The sequence below is a fragment of the Neoroseomonas rubea genome, assembly GCF_016106015.1.
In the GTDB taxonomy this organism is placed as follows: domain Bacteria; phylum Pseudomonadota; class Alphaproteobacteria; order Acetobacterales; family Acetobacteraceae; genus Neoroseomonas; species Neoroseomonas rubea.
The window spans coordinates 1-3,185 of sequence record NZ_JACADQ010000419.1; the positions used below are offsets into that span (position 1 = coordinate 1).

The window sequence follows — 3,185 nt, forward strand, 5'->3', positions numbered from 1 at the left end:
GCCGGCTTCGGCCAGGCGCGCGCGCTGCACCCCCGCCGTCGCCTGGCCCGGCCAGCCGACGAGGATGGGCGCGCCGCGGCTCGCCTTCACCGCCGCGGCCAGTTCCTCCCGCGCCAGGTCCTGGTTCTCCTCGGCCGTCGGGGCGTGCAGCGCGACGACGGCATCCACTTCCCGCAGCGCGGCGAGCATCGCGGCGGCCTCTCCCAGCCGGGCCGAGGCGGCCGGGCCGATGGCCAGCGGATTGCGCCCGCTGCTGCCGGCCGGAAGACCCGGGGCGATCGCCGCCATCGCGTCCTCCGGCACTTCGGCGAGTCGCGCCCCACCGGCAAGGACCGCGTCCGACGCCAGCGCGCCCAGGCCGATGCCGTTGGTGACCACCGCGATCCGATCGCCAGCACCGGCGGGGCCCGGTCGGGTCGGGGTGCGCACGCGGGCCAGGGTTTCGGCTGCGGAGAGCAGGTCCTCGAGTCCCGCGACGCGCAGCACGCCGGCGCGGCGCAGCGCGGCTTCCATCACCGCATCCGCTTCCCCCGAGGCATCGGCCAGCCGCCCACCGGCGCGGATTGCGACCACGGGGCGCGTGCGTGCGGCCGCTCGGGCAGCCGAGATGAACATGCGCCGGTTCTTGATCCGCCGGATGTCGAGCAAGATCGCGCCGGTCCCCGCATCCCGCGCCAGCCAGTCCAGCACGCCCGCGAAGCCGTAGCCCTGGTTGCCGCCGATGCCGACCACGTGGCTGAAGCCGACCGATTCCGCCGCCGCCCAGTCGAGCACGGCCCGCGCGATGGCCGAGGACTGCGTGACCAGCGCGAGCCTCCCCTTGGCGGGGGTGAGGTGGGACAGGGTCGCGTTCAGCCCGATCGCCGGCACGGCGATGCCAAAGGAGCCCTGGCCCAGCGCCTGCACCCCCGTGCGCGCCTGGATGGAAGCGAGGTCCGGCGCCTGGCCGGGGATGATGGCGGCAAAGCAACCCCTGGCGGCGAGCGCCTCCATCGCCGGGCCCAGCCCGGTCGCCGGGACGCAGAGGATGGCGAGGTCGGGCGTGAGCGGCAGGTCCGTGATGCTGGCCGCGGCCTCGAAGCCGTCGAACCCGTCGCCAACGGCGAAGGCCCGCCCGCGGAACCCGCCGGCGGCGATGTTGCGCGCGAGGAGCGGCGCCTCGACGTTGCCCGGTGCCGCGACCAGCACGAGGCTGCCGGGCTTGAGCAGCGCCTGGTCGCGGAACCCCCCGCGGCCGGAGAGGGTGAGAGCGGGCAGCATTGTGCGGTGCAGCATGATCTTTCCGGCGCGCTGTCGCAACCTTGCCGCCTTGCCGGGCCTGCCGCACGCTTTCCCTCGCTAGCCAGGAGAGACGTGATGGACCGTTGGGACCCCGAGATGCGCGCCTTCGCCGCCATGATGGAGGAGCGCGGGCGCGCCTTTCCGCCGGTGGCGATGACGCCGCCGCTCGATGCGGCGCGGGCGGCGAATGACGGGCCGGGGCTGACGCTGTCGGCCGTTGGCGGACCGCGCATGGCCGAGAGCGGCGACCGCTGGCTGCCGATCCGCGGCCGGCGGCTGGCCTGCCGCGTGCACCGCCCGCGCACCGACGCGCCACTGCCGGTCATGGTCTACATCCATGGCGGCGGCTGGGTCTGGGGCAGCATCGACACGCATGACCACATCATGCGCGCCTATGCCGCGGCGGCGGGCTGCGCAGTGGTGGGGCCGGACTATGCGCTGGCGCCCGAAGCGCCGTTTCCGCAGGCCCTCGAGGAATGCGCCGCGGTCATCCGCTGGGTGGCGCGGCATGGTGCGGAATGGGGGCTCGACCCGTCGCGCATCGTGATCGGCGGGGATTCGGCGGGCGGGAACCTCGCCATGGCGGCCGCGCTGCTGCTGCGGGAGACGGATCCGGCCCTGGCGCTGCGAGGCCTGCTGCTGAATTACGGCGTCTTCGATTCGCGGCTCGACACGGCCTCCTACGTCGAATTCGCCACCGGCCACACGCTGACGCGGGAGAAGATGGAGTTCTACTGGCGCTGCTACGCGCCGCGGGAGGCCGACCGGCTGCATCCACTCGCGGCCCCGCTGCGCGCGGACCTGGCCGGCCTGCCGCCCTGCCTGCTGCATGTGGCCGAACTCGACGTGTTGGCGGCTGAGAACCACGCTATGGCCGACCGGCTGCGCGCGGCGGGCGTGGATGTGGAGGCGACGACCTTCCCTGGCGTGCTGCACGGCTTCCTGCGCGCCATCGGGCATGTGAAGGCGTCCGACCGGGCGGTGGCCGAGGCCGGGGCGTGGCTGGCGCGCCGCTTCGGCTGAACGGCGCGTTGCTGTGAGATGCTTCGTGGCGGCCGTGCGGCCGCCGCGTGCAGGCTGTGCCCGGCAACGCATGGAGGCAGCCCATGGCTGGCGCGGGCGCGGGGCAGCGGAAGGCTCCAACGAATGAGGACGGCGCGATCGAGGACCTCGTCAAGGCGCGGCTCAGGAAGCTGCTGCCACTGTCCAAGGGCGACCAGCTGGAACGCGGGGGCATCGTCCATCGCAACGAGAAGACGGGCGCGCTGGGGCACGTGGAAGGTGCGCCGGGCTCGGAGGACGACCTCGCGATCGGGTTCACCAAGGATCCCTGTGGCCGCTACGTGACGCCGAACCGCGGTTGCCCGCCGGGCACCAAGCCGGTCGCCTTCTACCACACCCATGGGCGCGACGATTCGAAACGGGCAGAGGGCGCGCGCCGGGCCGGGCCCGCCGGCTTCAGCGATGAGGATCTGCGCATCGCGACCGAGGAGCAGCTGGTCGCCTTTGTCGCGCTGGATGATGGGCGCTGGCTGCGCTTCACGCCCGTGGAGGTGCCGGTCGTGGCCGGCATGATGGAGTGCACCGTCGCGGGCGTGACCGAGACCGTGCCCTTCCGCGCGCAGCACGCCTTCGACACGGATGGCCAGCCCTTCTGGCAGAAGGGGAAGACCGTTCCGATGAACGGCAACCTGCTGGGCTGACGCGCCGTCCTCAGCGATCCGCGTAGCCGCGTGGATGGGCCTCCCGCCACGCCCAGGCGGTGCGGACAATGTCGTCCAGGCTGCCCAGGCGCGGCGCCCAGCCGGTCTCGGCGCGCAGGCGGTCGGAGGCGGCGACGAGAACCGCGGGGTCGCCCGCGCGGCGCGGGCCGATGCTGTGCGGCACGGGCCGGCGGCCGACCC

The 3,185-nt window shown here is 74.0% G+C and carries 2 protein-coding genes and 2 pseudogenes; 2 read left to right on the forward strand and 2 right to left on the reverse strand.

Annotated elements, in window-relative coordinates:
* Positions 1 to 1,275, reverse strand: a pseudogene (locus HW577_RS22945) (GNAT family N-acetyltransferase); the annotation flags it as partial.
* An 81-nt stretch (positions 1,276 to 1,356) separates the two neighbouring features.
* Here HW577_RS22945 and HW577_RS22950 point away from each other — a divergent pair.
* Together HW577_RS22950 and HW577_RS22955 are read left to right on the forward strand one after the other, a co-directional pair.
* The gene (locus HW577_RS22950; protein ID WP_198378434.1) at positions 1,357 to 2,304 is read left to right on the forward strand and encodes an alpha/beta hydrolase; all 948 of its coding nucleotides are present in this window, start codon (positions 1,357 to 1,359) and stop codon (positions 2,302 to 2,304) included.
* Between the two features lie 83 nt (positions 2,305 to 2,387).
* Entirely contained in the window at positions 2,388 to 2,984 is a 597-nt protein-coding gene (locus HW577_RS22955) for a hypothetical protein (protein WP_198378435.1), read from the forward strand.
* Between the two features lie 10 nt (positions 2,985 to 2,994).
* On the opposite strand, the pseudogene HW577_RS22960 reads toward HW577_RS22955, so the two are convergent.
* A pseudogene (locus tag HW577_RS22960) lies at positions 2,995 to 3,185 on the reverse strand (UDP-glucose 4-epimerase GalE); the annotation flags it as partial.